The sequence below is a fragment of the uncultured Veillonella sp. genome, from assembly GCF_905209685.1.
Taxonomy (GTDB): domain Bacteria; phylum Bacillota; class Negativicutes; order Veillonellales; family Veillonellaceae; genus Veillonella.
Map to the genome: position 1 here is coordinate 1 of NZ_CAJLUB010000166.1, position 3,008 is coordinate 3,008.

At 39.1% G+C, this 3,008-nt stretch carries 3 protein-coding genes; all 3 read left to right on the plus strand.

The window, feature by feature from the left end; all coding sequences use genetic code 11:
- The first annotated feature begins 118 nt into the window (after positions 1 to 118).
- Positions 119 to 1,105: a tRNA dihydrouridine synthase DusB gene (dusB, locus tag QZ055_RS08895; protein ID WP_295826328.1), complete on the plus strand. Its 987-nt coding sequence runs from the start codon at positions 119 to 121 to the stop codon at positions 1,103 to 1,105.
- Between the two features lie 126 nt (positions 1,106 to 1,231).
- A complete protein-coding gene (gene greA, locus QZ055_RS08900) occupies positions 1,232 to 1,705 on the plus strand; it encodes a transcription elongation factor GreA (protein WP_105086162.1) in 474 nt (157 codons plus the stop codon).
- 29 nt (positions 1,706 to 1,734) lie between these two features.
- Positions 1,735 to 3,008 (plus strand): lysine--tRNA ligase (lysS, locus tag QZ055_RS08905; RefSeq protein WP_295826331.1); only part of this gene is annotated, 1,274 nt, incomplete at its 3' end.

The window sequence follows — 3,008 nt, forward strand, 5'->3', positions numbered from 1 at the left end:
CTTATTTACGAAAGAAATAAATAATGCTACTATAATATAGTTACGTATATGTAACGAAGTAGTGTACATTCGGGTACAGCTTATGCTGTACCCTTTTTGTTAGGGGATATAGAATTATATGAACAATAAACAATGGCAAATAGGATCCGTCAAAATTGATGGTCAAGCCATATTAGCACCAATGGCAGGGGTTAGCGATATTGCCTATCGTTTACTTGCTAAAGAGCATGGCGCTGCCTTGGTATGTACCGAAATGGTAAGTGCTATGGGCATTAAATATAAAAATGAGCGCACTCATGAATTGTTGCGCCTTGAAGATGTAGAACGTCCTGTTTCTATGCAAATCTTCGGTTCTAATCCAGAGGCGATTGCCATCGGTGCAAAGGTTGTAGCTGATGCGGGTGCAGATATTGTAGATATCAATATGGGTTGTCCTGTTAAAAAAGTTGTTTCCTCAGGGGATGGCTCTGCACTTATGAAGAATCCTGATTTGGCAGCACGCGTAGCAGAAGCGGCAGTTAAGGCTGTCGATGTACCTGTAACGGTGAAAATGCGCATTGGTTGGGATAGTGAATCTATCAATGTAGTAGACTTTGCAAAGCGCATCGAATCCACGGGGGTCGCAGCAATTGCTGTACATGGCCGTACAAAGGAACAAATGTACAGTGGTCATGCGGACTGGTCCTATATTAAGGCTGTAAAAGAGGCAGTATCCGTGCCTGTAATTGGCAATGGGGATATCGTGGAACCAGAGGATGCGAAGCGCATGCTCGATGAAACGGGATGTGATGCGGTAATGGTGGGCCGTGGTACACAGGGCAATCCTTGGATCTTCGGTCGCATTCACCATTATTTAGAGACTGGTGAAGTGTTACCGGCGCCAACTGATATTGAACGTCTCGATATGTTGTTAAAGCATTTTGATCTATTGTGTCAATATAAGGGGGAGAGTATGGCTGTTAAGGAAATACGAACTCATGCAGGCTGGTATATGAAGGGACTCCCTGAATCTGCATATTGGCGCAATCGTGTGAATACAATTCATACCGTAACAAGCTTTCACAATGAGCTAGAATCATATCGTAAAATACTGTCTGAAATGTAGTTAGATTGACAAATGTACAGTATTTTTATATAATGGTTGAGATAATTTAGAAATAAAAGATAAGGTGTCATCTTACTATGGCACTTTTTTCTTATTTTATTTATATGTAGAAAGAGTGGGGTACCCATGGCAGACGTAAAAGAAACATTACTTACCGCCGAAGGTTTAAAGAAATTAGAAGAAGAATTAACGTATTATAAATCTGTACGTCGTATTGAAGTGTCTGAACGTATTAAGACTGCTATTGAATATGGCGATATCAGTGAAAACTCTGAATATGATGATGCAAAAAATGAACAAGCTTTCATCGAAGGTCATATTGTAGAGCTTGAAAATAAAATTAACACTGCGAAAATCATCGACGAATCCGTAAAAGGTGATGTTGTATCCGTAGGTAGCAAAGTAACTGTATTAGATACAATGTACAATGATGAATTAGAATATGTTATCGTTGGTTCCTCTGAAGCGGATCCATTTAACAATCGTATCTCTAACGAATCTCCTGTAGGTAAAGCTATTTTGGGCAAACGTAAAGGTGATGAAGTAGAAGTTTCCACACCAGATGGTCCTGTTACATTCAAAGTGTTAGCAATCCAATAATTTACATTTACTGACGAAGAGGCGATAACATGAGTGAAGAAATTAAAAATGTACAAGAAGAGCTGAATGAGCAAATGCAAATTCGCCGCGATAAATTGGCTGAATACGAAGCGGATGGTATCTATCCATTTGGTCAACGTTTTGTTGTAAAAGATAATGCAAAAGACATTAAAGATGACTTCTTCTTGAAATATGACGGTCAACCTGTAGTTATTGCAGGCCGTTTGATGACAATCCGTTCCCATGGTAAAACAGCATTTGCGAATATGCGTGATAAATCCGGCGATATTCAAGTATATTTCCGTAAAGATGTATTGGGTGAAGATGCTTATAAATACGTAAAAATGCTTGATATCGGTGATATTATCGGTGTTGAAGGTCATGTATTTAAAACTCATACAGGGGAAGTTACAATTAAAGTTAACAAATTAACTTTGTTATCCAAATCTTTACGTCCATTACCAGAAAAATGGCATGGTTTAAAGGATACAGAACTTCGTTACCGTCAACGTTATGTTGATTTGATTGTAAATCCTGAAGTGCGTGATACATTTGTAAAACGCTCTCAAATCGTTGCTAAAATTCGTGAATACATGATGCGTGATGGCTTTATGGAAGTAGAAACACCAATGATGCATGCTATCCCTGGTGGTGCTGCGGCTCGTCCATTCATCACTCACCACAATGCGCTTGATATCGATATTTATATGCGTATTGCACCAGAATTGTACCTCAAACGCTTGATCGTTGGTGGTATGGACCGCGTATTCGAAATGAACCGTTGTTTCCGTAACGAAGGTATCGATAACCGTCATAACCCAGAATTCACTACTATTGAATCCTACCAAGCTTATGGCGATGTAGAAGATGCAATTCGCTTAACAGAAAACCTTGTATCCTACTGTGCTCAAGAAGTTCTCGGCACACAAGAAATCACATACCAAGGTACAGAAATCAATTTGACTCCACCTTGGAATCGTATCACAATGGCTGAAGGTGTAAAAAAATATACTGGTGAAGACTTTGATGCAGTCACAACTGTAGAAGAAGCTCGTGCTATTGCAGATCGCTTAAATGTAGAATATACAGAAAATGATGGTATTGGTAAAATCTTAAATCTTTGCTTCGAAGATTATGTAGAAGAAAACTTGATTCAACCAACTATCGTATATGGTCATCCAAAAGAAATTTCTCCACTTGCTAAGGCAAGTCGTGAAAATCCATTGGCTACAGAACGTTTTGAAGCATTCATTTATGGCCGTGAATTGGCAAATGGCTTCTCCGAGTTAAATGACCCAATCGA

Bases quoted from the DNA above. Each gene is read 5' to 3' on its own strand.
- dusB (WP_295826328.1), top strand. From the start codon at position 119: ATGAACAATAAACAATGGCAAATAGGATCCGTCAAAATTGATGGTCAA.
- greA (WP_105086162.1), top strand. From the start codon at position 1,232: ATGGCAGACGTAAAAGAAACATTACTTACCGCCGAAGGTTTAAAGAAA.